Annotated in this window: 8 protein-coding genes and 3 pseudogenes; 8 read left to right on the top strand and 3 right to left on the bottom strand. The window is 74.1% G+C overall.

Annotated features, from left to right (window positions below):
* Positions 1-129: 129 nt before the first annotated feature.
* Positions 130-2,490, top strand: coding sequence for a glycoside hydrolase family 65 protein (locus ACZ52R_RS09060; RefSeq protein ID WP_465753233.1), 2,361 nt, complete (start codon positions 130-132; stop codon positions 2,488-2,490).
* 18 nt (positions 2,491-2,508) lie between these two features.
* Here ACZ52R_RS09060 and ACZ52R_RS09055 read toward each other — a convergent pair whose 3' ends face one another.
* Positions 2,509-3,126, bottom strand: coding sequence for an Rv1733c family protein (locus ACZ52R_RS09055; protein WP_465663583.1), 618 nt, complete (start codon positions 3,124-3,126; stop codon positions 2,509-2,511).
* Positions 3,127-3,317: 191 nt separating this feature from the next.
* On the opposite strand from ACZ52R_RS09055, the gene ACZ52R_RS09050 reads away from it, so the two are divergent.
* From ACZ52R_RS09050 to ACZ52R_RS09035, 4 genes are all read left to right on the top strand, one after another.
* Positions 3,318-3,578: a DUF1918 domain-containing protein gene (locus tag ACZ52R_RS09050; RefSeq protein ID WP_465621765.1), complete on the top strand. Its 261-nt coding sequence runs from the start codon at positions 3,318-3,320 to the stop codon at positions 3,576-3,578.
* 229 nt (positions 3,579-3,807) lie between these two features.
* Positions 3,808-4,680 (top strand): universal stress protein, encoded by an 873-nt coding sequence (locus tag ACZ52R_RS09045; RefSeq protein ID WP_465621763.1) that lies wholly within the window; start codon positions 3,808-3,810, stop codon positions 4,678-4,680.
* Between the two features lie 92 nt (positions 4,681-4,772).
* A complete protein-coding gene (locus tag ACZ52R_RS09040) occupies positions 4,773-5,306 on the top strand; it encodes a flavodoxin family protein (protein WP_465621762.1) in 534 nt (177 codons plus the stop codon).
* A gap of 267 nt (positions 5,307-5,573) precedes the next feature.
* Entirely contained in the window at positions 5,574-6,185 is a 612-nt protein-coding gene (locus ACZ52R_RS09035; protein WP_465621760.1) for a hypothetical protein, read from the top strand.
* Between the two features lie 18 nt (positions 6,186-6,203).
* Here the strand turns inward: ACZ52R_RS09035 and ACZ52R_RS09030 are convergent, their stop codons facing one another.
* Positions 6,204-7,361: a Rossmann-fold NAD(P)-binding domain-containing protein gene (locus tag ACZ52R_RS09030; protein ID WP_465621758.1), complete on the bottom strand. Its 1,158-nt coding sequence runs from the start codon at positions 7,359-7,361 to the stop codon at positions 6,204-6,206.
* A 112-nt stretch (positions 7,362-7,473) separates the two neighbouring features.
* Between ACZ52R_RS09030 and ACZ52R_RS09025 the strand changes: the two genes are divergently transcribed.
* Entirely contained in the window at positions 7,474-11,061 is a 3,588-nt protein-coding gene (locus ACZ52R_RS09025; RefSeq protein ID WP_465753232.1) for a hydantoinase B/oxoprolinase family protein, read from the top strand.
* Here ACZ52R_RS09025 and ACZ52R_RS09020 read toward each other — a convergent pair.
* Positions 11,031-12,282 (bottom strand): annotated as a pseudogene (locus tag ACZ52R_RS09020) (APC family permease). The gene ACZ52R_RS09025 and the pseudogene ACZ52R_RS09020 overlap by 31 nt on opposite strands.
* Before the next feature lie 692 nt (positions 12,283-12,974).
* Here ACZ52R_RS09020 and ACZ52R_RS09015 point away from each other — a divergent pair.
* A pseudogene (locus ACZ52R_RS09015) lies at positions 12,975-13,247 on the top strand (hypothetical protein); the annotation flags it as partial.
* 17 nt (positions 13,248-13,264) lie between these two features.
* Positions 13,265-13,489, top strand: a pseudogene (locus tag ACZ52R_RS09010) (SpoIIE family protein phosphatase); the annotation flags it as partial.
* Between the last annotated feature and the right edge of the window lie 49 nt (positions 13,490-13,538).

Below are 13,538 nucleotides of genomic sequence, written 5' to 3'. Positions count from 1 at the left end.
ACCACCCGCACATGCCGCTGTCCGAGCAGAGCGGCGAGCGGCTCGGCGGCGCGCTGCGCACACTGGAGGCAGACCCGTCGGCGCGGAGGTCGCGAGGTGGCAGCGGACGCAGCAGCGGGACAACCCGACATGCCGGACCCGTGGACCCTCCGCTACCAGGGCTTCGACCCCGCCGAGGAGGGGCTGCGGGAGGCGTTGTGCGCGGTCGGCAACGGCTACGTGGTCAGTCGGGGTGCCGCGCCCGAATCCGTCGCCGACGGTGTCCACTATCCGGGGACGTACCTGGCGGGCTGCTACGACCGCGCGGACTCGACGGTCGCGGGGCGGGTCGTGACCAACGAGGACCTCGTCAACTGGCCGAACTGGCTTCCGCTGACATTCCGCCCGTCGGGCGGTGTCTGGTTCTCCGGCCCGCCTGCCGAACAGACCGTGGAGCTGGACCTGCTCCGGGGCGTTCTGACCCGCACCGCCCTGGTCGTCGACGACCGGGGACGGCGGACCCGGCTGGTGCAGCGCCGCCTCGCCAGCCAGGCCCGCCCTCATCTGCTCGCCCTGGAGAGCGCCATCACTCCGGAGAACTGGTCGGGTGGACTGGAGGTCCGCTCGGCGCTGGACGGTGACGTCGCCAACACCGGCGTCGCCCGCTACCGCGGATTGACGGAGCGCCACTTCGCCTCGTCCAGCCAGGGCGTGGACGCGAACGGACTGCTCTGGCTGGAGGCCTCGGCGGCCGACTCGCCGTTGCGCATCGCGCTTTCCGCCCGCACCAGGGCGAACGGGGCCACGGTGTCGACCGAGTCCCGTGACAGCTGGGCGGCCCACGTCCTCACCGTGCGGGCCGACCGTGGCCGACCGGTCACGGTCGAGAAGACCGTGGCGCTGCACACCTCCCGCGATCGGGCGATCGAGACCCCGCTGCGCGCCTCCCGGCTGCTCGCCGCCGAGGCCGGGGTCTTCGAGGAACTACTGGCCGAACACGCGCTGCGCTGGGCGGAGTTGTGGCGCCGCTGCCGGATCGAGGCGGACTTCGACGGCGCCGGCCCGCTGCACCTGAACCTGTTCCACCTGCTCCAGACCTACTCCGAGCACTCGATCGACCTTGACGTCGGCATCCCGGCCCGCGGCCTGCACGGCGAGGCGTACCGGGGCCACGTCTTCTGGGACGAGCTGTTCGTCCTCCGGCTGCTCAACCTCCGCTTCCCCGAACTCGCCCGCGCCGTGCTCCGCTACCGCCACCGCCGCCTCGACGCCGCCCGCCGGCAGGCCCACGAGGTCGGGCTGCGCGGGGCGATGTACCCGTGGCAGAGCGCCAGCGACGGCCGGGAAGAGTCCCAGCAGCTGCACCTCAACCCGCTGTCCGGCCGCTGGCTGCCCGACCACAGCCACCTCCAGCGGCACGTCGGCTCGGCGGTCGCCTACAACGTCTGGCAGTACTACCAGGCCACCGGGGACCGCGACTTCCTCGCCTCGGCCGGAGCCGAGACGCTGCTGGAGATCGCCCGCTTCTGGTCCTCCGCCGCCACCCACGACCAGAGCCGCGGACGCTGGTCGATCCGCGGGGTGCTCGGCCCCGACGAGTACCACGACGCCTATCCAGGGGCGGACCGGCCCGGTCTGGACGACAACGCCTACACCAACGTGCTGGCGTCCTGGGTGCTGGCCCGCGCCCAGGACGCCCTGGACGTCCTGCCCGCCTACCGCCGCGACGAGCTGCGCGAGCGCCTCGCCCTCGACGATCCGGAGCTGGACCGCTGGCAGGAGGTCGGCCGCCACCTCCACGTGCCCTTCCACGACGGCGTGTTGAGCCAGTTCGACGGCTACGAGCAGCTCGCCGAGCTCAACTGGGCCGCCTACCGGCGCCGCTACCCGGACCTGCGCCGGCTCGACCGGATCCTGGAGGCCGAGGACGACACGGTGAACCGCTACAAGGCGTCCAAGCAGGCCGACGCGCTGATGCTCTGGTACCTGTTCTCCGCCCGCGAGGTGCGCGACCTGTTGCGGCGCCTGGGCTACCCCGCGCACCACGAACTGCTCCGCCGCACCACCGACTACTACCTGCGGCGCACCGTCCACGGCTCGACGCTCAGCTCCGTGGTGCACGCCTGGGTGCTCACCCGCTCCGACCGCCGCGCCTCCTGGCGGTACTTCCGCGACGCCCTGGTGGCCGACCTGCAGGACAGCCAGCGCGGCACCACGGCGGAGGGTGTTCACCTGGGCGCCATGGCGGGCGCGGTCGACCTGCTGCAGCGCTGCTACACAGGGCTGGAGGTCCGCGAGGACGCCCTCTGGCTCGACCCGCACCTGCCGTCCGCCCTCGGCCGGCTGGAGCTGGACTTGCGCTACCGCGGCCACTGGGGCGTCGCGATCGCCGTCGACCGGGGCGCGGTCACGGTGAGCCTGCGTGAGGACCGGCAGGACCCGGTCGTGATCCGGCTGCGCGGCACGCAGGCGACGATCCGACCGGGCGAGACCCGCCGTTTCCGTCTGTGAGGCCGACAGCCGGCCCGCTCATCGCCGCCCGGACCAGCGCGGTTCCACCTGCTCCCAGTCGGACTCCCAGCTCTGCTCCGCCCGCCGGTCCAGCGTGTGGCGGCGCAGCGCGAAGCCGCCCTCCGCGGCGAGCCCGAGCACGGAGACCGTGCCCAGGCCCAGCAGGGCGGCATCCGAGAGGATCTGCGTGGCTCCCTTGGGCGCGCCGACCGGGTGCCCGGCGTCGTCGAGCCCGATCACGACGGCCGTCCCGACGAGCGTGCCGTCCGGGACCGGGATGGTCCCGGCATCGGGCCCGGCCGGGTACGTCCAGCGGGCCGGGGCATACGCCCGCGCGCCGCCCGCCCGCAGGCCGTCCGACAGCGCCGGACCCGTGGTGACGGCGCTGACGACGTGCCGGTGCCGGGCGACCTGGGCCGCAGTATGCGCCTCCGCACGGAACACGACCAGCGCCGCGACCGACGCCACGACGAGCGCGGCCAGGACCGTCAGCGCGAACCCGGCCACCAGGCGGCTGTACGCCCGGTCCAGCGGGCGGCAGAGCGGGTTGCGGTCCCGGCCGGCGGCCCGGCGGGCGTGCTGCCGCAGGGAGGTCCGCGAGGCCGGTGGCCTGTGCGTGGTGGCTGCGACGGACATGACGCGCCTCCTCCGTGCCGGGATGGCTCTGCTGGTCGTACCGCCAGTGTTCGCCGGCCCGGAACGGCGGTTCCAGGGCCGGGTGGGCCACCGGCCCGGGCCCTTCCGGCCCCTTCCGTACCCGGCCTCCGGTGGTGCCATGGAGGTACGGACGGCTGGACCCGTCCTCGTATCGACCCCAGGAGGACGGCATGGAAGCCGCCGTCGGAGACCGCATCATCGTCCAGGGCACCCGGCCGGGCGCCACCAGGAGGGACGGCGAGATCGTCGGCCTGCACCACCCGGACGGCAGCCCGCCGTACGACGTGCGCTGGTCCGACAGCGAGCGGGTCACCGAGTACTGTCCCGGCCCGGACGCCCGGATCCACCACTTCCACCACTCCCCTCACGAGCGCGAGGACGAGGACGCCGCCGTGCCCGCACCGCCCGACCCCCACCTCTTCGCCGACTGAAGGGCCGCCGCCGTGGCCGTCTCCGGCCGCGAGTTCGGCGGGGCGGGGAGGGCCAGGGGAAGGAGGAGGTTCGCGGGGACCACCAGCCTCCTGCGCGGCAAGGCGTCGGTTCCGGCTCGCGGGTGGGGCTGCCGGGCTCCGGCGGCTGGGGCCGGTCGGCTCTCGTGCCGGGCGTCGGAGCTGCCTAGCGTGGGAGCAAGGGTCCGTTCGACGGGCCCGAGGAGGAGCCATGACATCCGTCAGTTCCGACGGCACGCGCCGTCCCGTCGTCCTCGGCGTCGACGCGCTCGACACCGGCCGGATGACCGCCACCTGGGCCGCCGACGAGGCCGACCGCCGGGGCCTGCCGCTACGCCTGGTGCACGCCATCCCGTCGCTGTACCGCGAGTACCGGGTCCTCGACGAGGGCCGGTACCACAAGGCCCTGCGCGAGCGGGCCGACCAGGCGCTCGACCGGGCCTCCGCCGTGGCCCGGGAGCGGCACCCCGGGCTGACGGTGACCACCGCCGTCTCGGAGGACGTTCCGGCACCGGCGCTGTGCCGGGAGTCCGCGCACGCCGCGCTCGTCGTGCTGGGCTCCCGTCGGCTGGGGCGGACGGCGGAGGCGCTCAGCGCCTACTCGGTGGCCGTCCCGGTGAGCGCCCAGGCCCACTGCCCGGTGATCGTCGTCCGCGACCCCGAGCACGTCACCCAGGAGCCGCCCTACGTCGTGGTCGGCGTGGACGGCAGCCTGTCCTCGGCGGCCGCCGTCGACTTCGCCTTCGACCTCGCCTCCGAACGACGTGCCGCCCTGCGCGTCCTCTGGGTGTGGCAGCGTCCGCCGATCGGCAACCTCGACGAGCACGCCACCGAGCAGACCCTGCGGAGTCTGCTGTTCGAGAGCACCGCCGGGCGGCAGGAGCTCCATCCCGACGTCGCAGTGACCCACGAACTGGTGCACGGCCACCCGGTCGAGGAACTGGCCCGGGCCTCCGAGCACGCGCTCGCCGTGGTCGTCGGCCGCCGGGGGCACGGCGGCTTCACCGGCATGCGGCTCGGCTCCGTCCCGCACGGACTGCTCCACCACGCCCACTGCCCGATCGCCGTCGTCCCGCACGACTGACACGGACCGTCCGGCGACCCGATCCGGGCCGAACGGCCCGCGTCCGGACCGTCCGCGCGGCGCGAACCTGATGGTGAGGAAAGGTGGAGACCATGCACACCGTGATCGTGTACGAGAGCATGTACGGAAACACCCGCGAGATCGCCGAGGCCATCGCCGAAGGTGTCCACCAGGCCGACCCCTCGGCAGCCGTCGACTGCCTCCCGGTGACCGAGGCCGGCGCGGACGTGACCCGCACCGCGGACCTGCTGGTGGTCGGCGGCCCGACCCACATGCGCGGCATGTCCTCCGGGCTCAGCCGCCGGATGGCGGCCACCGCCGAGGGCCACAAGGAAGGCCACGAGGACGCCGCCGCCGAAGCCCGGGAGACCGCCGAGGGGCCGGGCCTGCGCTCCTGGTTCCACGACCTCCCGAAGACCGAACCCGGCACCTACGCCGCCGCGTTCGACACCCGCGGCGCCACACCCGGTAGCGGCGGCGCCGCCGAGGGCATCGCCCAGCGGCTCTCCCGCCACCACTACGACGTGGTCGCCGAGCCCCAAGGCTTCATCGTCGAGGGCGTCGACGGCCCGCTGCGCAGCGGCGAACTCGACCGCGCCCGCGCCTGGGGCGCCCGCCTGATCTGACTGCCCCGGCGGCGCCCCGGACGCAAGCGTGCGGGGCCGGACCGAACCCCAGGGGTCCGGCCCCGTGCGGTCGTCGGGCAGAGGCCGGACCGGCTCTCCTTCGCGATGGCCGCGGCCCCGGACGGCAGTACCGAAGTACGCCTGGAAGCCGCGCCACCGCCCGACGCCGGGTACGCCCCGCACCGGGCGGAGCAACACTGGTCGAGGGGGAGGCGGAGCGGGCCGGACAGGCCGCTCGGGCGCTCCGCGGAGGACAGGAGCGAACGGATGTCTGATGGCGGAGAGCGGAACCGGGAGTACCGCACCCTGATCGCCGAGTTGGCCGGACTGGTGCGGCTCGCGCACGCCGCCTTGTGCGGCGCGACCGCCGCGCTGACGGATCCGGCCGACGACGGGGTCCCGGCGGCGGAGAAGGCACTGGCCGAGCTGCGGGACCGGATCGAGGAGGACGCTGCCGGAACGCTCGGCGGGCGGGCCGGGGTCGTCACGGGTGTCCATGTGGGCACCGAGGTGGAGGCCCTGGGGCAGCTCGCCCAGCGGCTGCTGGAGGCGGCCTGGGCGCGTCAGGAACGGGAGCCGGTCGACGAGCGGCTCCAGGCCCCGCTGCGCGGGATCGCCGACGCCGCCCTGGACCTGGCCGCACGGGCGGCCGACGTCCTGGAATCCGGTGCGCCCGAGGGCGTCGCGGACATCCTCGGGGAGCTGCACGAGGTCGGACAACGGCAGCGGCTGCTGTACGAACTGCTGATCCACGAGGAGTCGGCGGACCTGGTCGACATCGCCGACCTCGTGCTGCTGTCCTGCTGCTACCAGCAGTGCGCGGCCCACGCGGGGTCGATCGCCCGCCACGCGGTGCTGTTCTCGCACGCCGGGCTCTGAGGCCCGGGGCTTCCGAGGCTACGGCAGGCCCGCCACGGCGGTCGCCTCCAGCAGCAACCGCCTGGTGGGTTCGTGCAGCACCATGCCCTGGTGGGTCACCAGCATCGGCCCCAGGACGGGGTCGTCCGCCGGCGCGGCGGCCCGCAGGAGGCGAGCGAGCAACGCCAGCGCGTTGTGGGCGTACGCGCACGAGGCGGTGACGGGCACCTGCGCGGCCAACTCCCCGGCACCGATCACCACCACCCCGTCGCCGACCAGCGTGGTGGTGTCCGGCAGGACGCCCTCGATGTTGCCGCCCTCTGGGCAGACCGCCAGGTCCACCAGCACCGAACCGGGCCTCATCGCAGCCGCTGCGGCCGTACTGAGCAGCACCGGGGGGACGCGACCGGGGAGCCCGAGGGCGGTCACCACGAGGTCGTGGCGCGTGACGGCCTCGGCGAGCCCCGCCGTCCAGGCGGAGCGCTTGAGGTCGAGCGTCTCCCGGAGCTCCCGATCGTCCGCCACCGGGTGGAGCAAGGGCAGGTCCAGCAGGTCGGCCCCCAGGGCGGCGACCGCCGCACGCTCGCGGCGGCGCAGTTCGACCGCGTGGACCTGCGCGCCCAGACGACGGGCCGTGTCGATCGCCTGCAGGCCCGCGTGTCCGGCACCGACCACGAGGAGCCGGACCGGGTCGAACAGCCCGTCCGCCGAGCCCCAGGGCGGCAGGCAACGGCCCAGCCGGGCGGCCGCGAGCAGCACCGCCTGGTAGCCGGTCACCCTCGCCTGGGAGGCCTCGGCGTCCAGCGGATAACCGGCGGGCAGCGCGGGTGGCACCAGGTCGAGGCCGATCGCGGTGACCCCCCGATCCGCCCACTGCCGGACCCGGTAGGGGATCCGGTGCGGGCGCAGCATCGCGACCAGCACCTGGCCGGGGCGCAGGCCGTGCACCGGGTCGACGGTCGGCGGGTGGACGCCGAGCAGGACGTCCGCGCGACGCAGCAGGTCGGTCCGCCCGACGACGGTCGCTCCCGCGGCACGGTAGTCGGCGTCGTGGTACCCGGCGAGGGCTCCGGCACCGGGCTCGACCACCGCGGTCAGCCCGAGCCGGCCGACGGCCGGCACCAGGTCGGGGACGAGAGCCACCCGGCACTCGCCCGGTACGGTCTCCCGGAGCACTCCTACCGTCGTGGTCGTCATCGCTGCCTCTCTGGTCGGCCCGCATGCCCAGTGTGTTCCGATTGCCCGCCCGGTTCACCCGGACGGATACTCGTGCACGGGGCGCCACTCGGCACGGCGGAGGGAGCCGGTCATGGCGGCATCCAAGGGCTGGCAGTTCTGGGTGGACCGGGGCGGGACCTTCACCGATGTCGTCGCGCTGGCCCCGGACGGCCGGCTGTTGACCCACAAGCTGCTCTCACACGACCCCGCCCGCTACCGCGACCCCGCCGTGGCCGGGATCCGGGCCCTGCTGCCGTCCGGAGCCGGCATCGAAGCCGTCCGGATGGGCACCACCGTGGCCACCAACGCCCTGCTGGAGCGAACCGGCGAGCCGACCGCGCTGGTCATCACCCGCGGCTTCGCGGACGCGCTGCGGATCGGCTACCAGAACCGGCCGCAGATCTTCGCCCGCGAGATCGCGCTGCCCGAGCCGCTGTACGCCCGGGTGGTCGAGGTGGACGAGCGGATCGCCGCCGACGGCACGGTGCTGCGCCCTCCCGATCTCGACCGGCTCACCGAGGACCTGCGCGGGTGCCTGCGCGACGGCATCCGTTCCGTGGCCGTGGTCTGCCTGCACAGCTACCTGCACCCCGCTCACGAGCGGTCAATCGGCCGGATCGCCGAGCAACTCGGCTTCACCCAGGTGTCGTTGTCCAGCGAGGCGAGCCCGCTGATGAAGCTGGTCCCGCGCGGCGACACCGCCGTGGTCGACGCCTACCTCTCCCCCGGGCTGCGCCGCTACGTCCGACAGGTGGCCGACGAACTGGCCGGCGTCCGGCTGATGTTCATGCAGTCCAACGGCGGCCTGGCCGAGGCCGGGCACTTCCGCGGCAAGGACGCGATCCTCTCCGGCCCGGCGGGCGGCATCGTCGGCATGGTGCGGATGTCCCGACTGGCCGGCTGCGAGCGGGTGATCGGATTCGACATGGGAGGCACCTCCACGGACGTCTCGCACTTCGCGGGCGAGTACGAGCGGGTGGTGACGACCCAGGTCGCCGGGGTGCGGCTGCGCGCGCCCATGCTGGCGATCCACACCGTCGCGGCCGGCGGCGGCTCGGTGCTGCGCTTCGACGGCGGACGGCTGCGGGTCGGGCCGGATTCGGCGGGCGCCGACCCCGGCCCCGCCTGCTACCGGCGCGGCGGCCCGCTGACCGTCACCGACGCCAACCTGCTGCTCGGCCGGATCCAGGCCGGGCACTTCCCCCGCGTCTTCGGCCCCGACGGCGACCAGCCGCTCGACGCCGAACTGACGCGACGCCGGTTCACGGAACTGGCGGCCGACGTAGGGGACAGATCACCGGAGAAGGCCGCCGAGGGCTTCCTGCGGATCGCGGTGGGCAACATCGCCAACGCGATCAAGCGGATCTCCGTCCAGCAGGGCCATGACGTCACCCGCTACGCGCTGACCACCTTCGGCGGCGCCGGCGGCCAGCACGCCTGCGCGGTCGCCGAGGCACTGGGCATCCGCACCGTGCTGGTCCCGCCGATGGCCGGCGTGCTCTCCGCCCTCGGCATCGGCCTGGCCGACACCACCGTCCTGCGCGAGCACGCCGTCGAACGCCCGCTGGCGGCCGAGGAGATGGCGGACGTACGCGCCCTGGCCGACGGACTGGCGGAGGCCGCCACCGCCGAACTGCTCGACCAAGGCACCCCGCCGGAGCAGATCCGGCTGGCCTTCCGGGCTCGGCTGCGCTACCAGGGCACCGACACCACCCTCGGCGTCCCGCTGGGCGAACCCGCCGACATGGCGGCCGAGTTCGAGGAACGGCACCGCGCCACCTACTCCTTCCTGATGGACCGGCCGCTGGTCATCGAGGCCCTCGCCGTCGAGGGCACCGGGCTCTCCGAGCAGCCGGAACTCGACACCCGCTCCCCCGCCCAACCCTCCGAACCCGTCGACGTGCCGCTGTACGCCGACGGCGCCTGGCGCCAAGTCCCCCTGCTGGAACGTCAGTCCATGCGACCGGGCGGCACCCTCACCGGCCCGGCCGTCATCGCCGAGGCCAATGCGACCACCGTGGTGGACGACGGCTGGCGGGCCACCGTGACACCGGCCGGTCACCTGCTGGTCGAGCAGATCCGGGCCCGCGCCGAGCCGGCCGCCCCGACCGCTGCCGACCCCGTCCTGCTGGAGGTCTTCAACAACCTCTTCATGGCGATCGCCCAACAGATGGGCGCCCGGCTGGAGTCCACCGCCCAGTCCGTCAACATCAAGGAGCGGCTCGACTTCTCCTGCGCCCTCTTCGACGCGGACGGCAACCTCGTCGCCAACGCCCCGCACATCCCCGTCCACCTCGGCTCGATGGGCACCACCGTCAAGGAGGTGATCCGCCGCCGCGGCCCCGCCGTGCGCCCCGGCGACACCTACGCCGTCAACGACCCGTACCACGGCGGCACCCACCTGCCCGACGTCACCGTGGTGACCCCGGTCTTCGACCCGACCGGCCGAGAGCCGCTGTTCTTCGTCGCCTCCCGCGGCCACCACGCCGAGATCGGCGGCATCACCCCCGGCTCGATGCCCGCCGCCAGCCGCGAGATCCACGAGGAGGGCGTGCTGTTCGACAACTGGCCGCTGGTGACGGACGGGCGCCTCCGCGAGGCCGAGACCCTGCGGCTGCTCACCGAGGCGCCCTACCCGTCCCGCGACCCGGCCACCAACCTCGCCGACCTACGGGCCCAGGTCGCCGCCAACCGCAAGGGCGTCGAGGAAGTCAACGCGATGATCGACCAGTTCGGCCTCGACGTCGTCCAGGCCTACATGCGGCACGTCCAGGACAACGCCGAACAGGCGGTGCGCCGGGCCATCGACGGCCTCGCCGACGGCGCCTACCGCTACGAGACCGACTCCGGCGCCGTCATCGCCGTCCAGGTCCGGGTCGACCACGAACACCGCACCGCCACCATCGACTTCACTGGCACCGCGCCCCAGCAGAAGAGCAACCTCAACGCGCCGTCCGCCGTCGTCACCGCCGCCGTCCTGTACGTCTTCCGCACCCTCGTCGACGACGACATCCCGCTCAACGACGGCTGCCTGCGCCCACTGCGGATCGTCGTCCCGCCCGGCTCGATGCTCGCCCCCGTGTACCCCGCCGCCGTCGCCGCCGGCAACGTCGAGACCTCCCAGGCCATCACCGGAGCGCTCTACGCCGCCCTCGGCGTCCAGGCCGAGGGCTCCGGCACGATGAACAACCTCAGCTTCGGCAACGAGCACCACCAGTACTACGAGACGATCGCCTCCGGTTCCGGCGCCGGCCCCGGCTTCCACGGCGCCGACGTCGTCCAGACCCACATGACCAACTCCCGCCTCACCGACCCCGAGGTCCTGGAGTGGCGCCTGCCCGTCCTGGTCGAGGAGTTCGCCGTCCGCCCCGGCAGCGGTGGCGACGGCCGCTGGCACGGCGGCAACGGCGCGCTGCGCCGGCTGCGCTTCCGCGAATCGATGACCGTCAGCCTGCTCTCCGGCCACCGGCGCGTCCCCCCGTACGGCCTGGCCGGCGGCTCCCCCGGCGCCCTCGGCGCCAACCGGGTCCTGCACGCCGACGGCACCGCTGACGACCTGCCCGGCTGCGGCACCGCGGACGTCACGGCCGGCGACGCCCTGGAGATCCGGACCCCCGGCGGGGGCGGATTCGGTTCGGCCGGCTCCGCTCACGAGGACCAGCGTCGGCGAACCGTGTAGGCGACGGCACCGGCCGCCAGGACGGCCGCGCCTGAGATCACCGAGAACAGCGGCAGCGCGAACGCGCCAGCACCAGGCAGCCGACCAGGCCGAGTACCGGAACCATCCGTGGCGGGCGGCCCTCAGCCTCGGTCAGCGTCCACGCCGAGGCGTTCGCGACGGCGTAGTACGCCAGCACCCCGAAGGACGGGAACCCGATCGCCCCACGCACGTCCGCGGTCGCCGCCACCACCGCGACGGCCGCGCCGACCGCCAGCTCGGCGCGGTGCGGCACCTGGAACCGAGGATGAACCGCCGCCAGGACGTGCGGCAGATGACGGTCGCGGGCCATCGCGAGCGCCGTCCGGGACACCCCGAGGATCAGCGCGAGCAGCGAGCCGAGCGCGGCCACTGCCGCCCCGGCCCGCACCACCGGCACCAGCCGGTCGGTGCCCGCCGCCCGCACCGCCTCGGACAGCGGCGCGGGGGCGGCTGCCAGCCGCTCGGGCCCGAGCACCATCAGGACGGCAACGGCAACCACGGCGTAGACGACGAGCGTGATGCCCAGCGCGATCGGGATGGCCCTCGGGATGGTGCGGGCCGGGTCGCGGACCTCCTCCCCCAGGGTGGCGATCCGGGCGTAGCCGGCGAAGGCGAAGAACAGCAGGCCCGCCGCCTGGAGCACGCCGCCCGGTGTGGCATCCGCACCGATGCCCAGCCGGGCCGCGTCCGCGCCGCCCGAGGTCAGCGCGGCCACCACCACGGCCGCGAGCACCACCGCGACGATCAGCCGGGTGAGCCACGCGGACTTCTGCACACCGGCGTAGTTCACGGCCGTGAGCGCCACGACGGCGGCCACCGCCACCACGTGCGCCTGGCCCGGCCAGACGTAGCCGCCCACCGTCAGCGCCATCGCCGCGCAGGACGCGGTCTTCCCGACCACGAAACCCCACCCGGCCAGGTAGCCCCAGAACGCGCCCAGCCGCTCCCGCCCGTGGACGTACGTCCCGCCGGACTGCGGATAGCGCGCGGCCAGCCGGCCGACGACGCGGCATTGCAGTACGCCACCACCGCCGCGAGGACCAGCCCGAGCAGCAGACCGGACCCGGCCACGCCGGCGGCGGGGGCCGGTGCGGCGAAGATCCCCGCACCGATCACCGACCCCAGCCCGATGACCACGGCGTCGAGCACCCCCAGCTGACGGCGCAGCTGCGGCTCGGCGCTCCCGGCCGGTCGTCCCATGGCCAACCCCTGTATCGCCCGTCGATGACGGTGCACGGTATCCCAGCCAGGGAACAGGAAGGTCGGCGCATGGGTCGAACGGCCCCGGTCCGGCGGCCGAGCGCCCCGCAACCGGGGGCCTGCCGCTCTGCACCGGACCGCCTTCAGCGGTCTCGGCCGGGTGCACGCCGGCCAAGGCGAACGCACCTCGCCGCAGTGCCGTGCGGGCAGGCGAAAACCTGCAAGGTGGGCTCCCTTCGCCGGCATTGTCCGGATCAGGTGGTGGAGGTCGCCTTCCGGTCTCACAGACCATCCAGCCTCTCAGCCCGACCGTCGACAAACGCCCCGCGCGGAGCCTCCGCCCATCGCTCAGGGCCATCCGGTCGAACTCCCTCGCTCGCCCTGCAGGCCGATTCCCACAATACGCTCGCCCCCGCCCGGCGCCAGGGCCGAAGTGGGTGGGGGACGCTGTGCACTCCTCTCTCAGGTGCGACGCATTGCCTGCGGACGGTCACCCCCGGGTGTGGTTGCGGGCGAAGCGCAGGGTGGCCGGGTACGTGCGCTTACCGGCCCTCCCCGCTCCGGTGTCGGCGTTCGGGCGACGGATACCTCCTCGGGGACGCCATCGGTGACCCGCCAAGCCGGAAGTCCTGCACGTGGGGCGGGCCGGTCACGACGGGAGCGGGCCCGTTCGGCCCTGTCGCCGGCACCGGATGCGGGGCAGGCTCACGGTAGGACCGAGTACCGGTCCCGCGCCTCCCGGTCGCTCTGCTCGTGGCGACGCGTTCCCGGACCTGGCTGTCGACGCAGGTCCGCAATCGAAGGGAGCCGACATGACCGCCGTGATCGCAGTCCTGGTGGTGCTGGTCATCCTGGTCCTGATCGGGCTCGCGATGTCGATCCGCATCGTCCGCCAGTACGAGAAGGGGGTCGTCTTCCGGTTCGGCCGGATCACCGGAGCGCGCGACCCGGGGCTGCGCCTGATCGTCCCGTTCGCCGACGGACACTTCACTGGAGCAACGCCGGACACCCGCCGCCGCTCCTGGTCGGCCCCGACGGCACCGCCCGCTACCTGTACGCCGACCCCGGCCTGCCCCTCGAAGACCTGTGCCGGAACCTGGCCGACGCCCGCCTCGCCGATGGACGCGACGACCTCGCCCTCCTCACCCTCCTCACCCCGCCCCCTCTCTGCCAGCCTTGGGTGAGACATCCCGCTTTGTCGGGTTAGCCTGAGAGGGCCCGAGTAGGAGTTCCACCCCTGATGACCAGCACCAATT

This window comes from Kitasatospora sp. NPDC034023, from assembly GCF_055575795.1.
This window is presented reverse-complemented; position numbering and strand designations above follow the sequence as displayed.

What these genes read in the sequence shown, in the direction of transcription:
- ACZ52R_RS09040 (WP_465621762.1), top strand. Translation starts at nt 4,773, where the DNA reads ATGCACACCGTGATCGTGTACGAGAGCATGTACGGAAACACCCGCGAG.
- ACZ52R_RS09025 (WP_465753232.1), top strand. Translation starts at nt 7,474, where the DNA reads ATGGCGGCATCCAAGGGCTGGCAGTTCTGGGTGGACCGGGGCGGGACC.
- ACZ52R_RS09055 (WP_465663583.1), bottom strand. Translation starts at nt 3,126, where the DNA reads ATGTCCGTCGCAGCCACCACGCACAGGCCACCGGCCTCGCGGACCTCC.
- ACZ52R_RS09035 (WP_465621760.1), top strand. Translation starts at nt 5,574, where the DNA reads ATGTCTGATGGCGGAGAGCGGAACCGGGAGTACCGCACCCTGATCGCC.
- ACZ52R_RS09050 (WP_465621765.1), top strand. Translation starts at nt 3,318, where the DNA reads ATGGAAGCCGCCGTCGGAGACCGCATCATCGTCCAGGGCACCCGGCCG.
- ACZ52R_RS09045 (WP_465621763.1), top strand. Translation starts at nt 3,808, where the DNA reads ATGACATCCGTCAGTTCCGACGGCACGCGCCGTCCCGTCGTCCTCGGC.
- ACZ52R_RS09030 (WP_465621758.1), bottom strand. Translation starts at nt 7,361, where the DNA reads ATGACGACCACGACGGTAGGAGTGCTCCGGGAGACCGTACCGGGCGAG.
- ACZ52R_RS09060 (WP_465753233.1), top strand. Translation starts at nt 130, where the DNA reads ATGCCGGACCCGTGGACCCTCCGCTACCAGGGCTTCGACCCCGCCGAG.